The sequence below is a fragment of the Staphylococcus sp. EG-SA-17 genome, assembly GCF_017151845.1.
Taxonomy (GTDB): domain Bacteria; phylum Bacillota; class Bacilli; order Staphylococcales; family Staphylococcaceae; genus Staphylococcus; species Staphylococcus aureus.
In genome coordinates this window covers 1-1,530 of sequence record NZ_JACVZO010000067.1, presented here as the reverse complement: position 1 = coordinate 1,530, position 1,530 = coordinate 1, and the positions used below count along the sequence as shown (strand labels likewise).

The window sequence follows — 1,530 nt, the reverse complement described above, 5'->3', positions numbered from 1 at the left end:
AATATAACATTGTGGAGCCTATGACATTGATTTATGTCTCGGTCTCAAATGTTCTTGTAAAAAACTAAGTATAGTTGGATTTTAAGTTAAAAAAATTGTTTTTGCAAAAATAAAATAATCCATCAACTGCAAAAAAATATGCAATGATGGACTAATGTCAAAAAATTGTTACATCCATTTTATTTTAGGTTCTTCGCCTCTAAAAATCCTTGCGATATTAGAGCGATGTCTAATTATCAATATGATTGAAACTAAGAAACTAACGACTAATAAAATATAGTCTTGAATGATAAGCGAGCCAATCACACAGCAAATTGCTGCAACGATACTTGCTAAAGAAACATATTTAAAAATCTTCAATACAACAAAGAAGATAATTGCAAGTATTAGTAAAAGTATCGGATTGACTCCCAAGACGACACCTGCACTAGTTGCAACAGCTTTGCCACCTTGGAATTTTAAATAAACAGGATAAACATGTCCAAGTATAGCGCATAAGCCAACAATTAAACCATTTGTAAAAAAAGTACTAATAGGGCCATCTGCGTGAACTGGTAACCATAAAGGGAAGAAAACAGTTATGAACCCTTTGAAAATATCTAGAAATGTTACCAAGAATCCTGCAGGACGACCTAATACTCTAAAGCTATTAGTAGCGCCAGTATTACCACTACCAAATTGTCTAATATCTTTTTTGAAAAATAATTTTCCAATTACGAATCCACTTGGGAAAGCGCCGATAAGATAACTTAGTAGTAACATGACGATTATCATCATAAATATTACACATCCTTTAATATCTTAGGACTATTTTATCATATTCGTTTAAATTACGGCTAAAATTTTTAAAAACGGGGATTAATATATGGAATTAAGCTATGAAAGTTAATTGATACTTGCATTTTACGCTGATTTATATAAGAATAACTATTGTATAGTTTTAAAAACGAACGTACGTTTGCAGGAGGCGAAATCATTGGCAATGAATAAACAAAATAATTATTCAGATGATTCAATACAGGTTTTAGAGGGGTTAGAAGCAGTTCGTAAAAGACCTGGTATGTATATTGGATCAACTGATAAACGGGGATTACATCATCTAGTATATGAAATTGTCGATAACTCCGTCGATGAAGTATTGAATGGTTACGGTAACGAAATAGATGTAACAATTAATAAAGATGGTAGTATTTCTATAGAAGATAATGGACGTGGTATGCCAACAGGTATACATAAATCAGGTAAACCGACAGTCGAAGTTATCTTTACTGTTTTACATGCAGGAGGTAAATTTGGACAAGGCGGCTATAAAACTTCAGGTGGTCTTCACGGTGTTGGTGCTTCAGTTGTAAATGCATTGAGTGAATGGCTTGAAGTTGAAATCCATCGAGATGGTAATATATATCATCAAAGTTTTAAAAACGGTGGTTCGCCATCTTCTGGTTTAGTGAAAAAAGGTAAAACTAAGAAAACAGGTACCAAAGTAACATTTAAACCTGATGACACAATTTTTAAAGCATCTACATCATT

General features: G+C 32.5%; 2 protein-coding genes. One reads left to right on the top strand and one right to left on the bottom strand.

Going from position 1 to position 1,530, the window contains the following annotated elements; genetic code table 11:
- Positions 1 to 168: 168 nt before the first annotated feature.
- Complete coding sequence (gene plsY, locus IDG65_RS14060; RefSeq protein WP_000972775.1) at positions 169 to 777, bottom strand: glycerol-3-phosphate 1-O-acyltransferase PlsY; 609 nt, start codon at positions 775 to 777, stop codon at positions 169 to 171.
- Between the two features lie 205 nt (positions 778 to 982).
- On the opposite strand from plsY, the gene IDG65_RS14055 reads away from it, so the two are divergent.
- Positions 983 to 1,530, top strand: a 548-nt coding sequence (locus IDG65_RS14055) for an ATP-binding protein (protein WP_241012756.1), incomplete at its 3' end; no start/stop codon positions are given.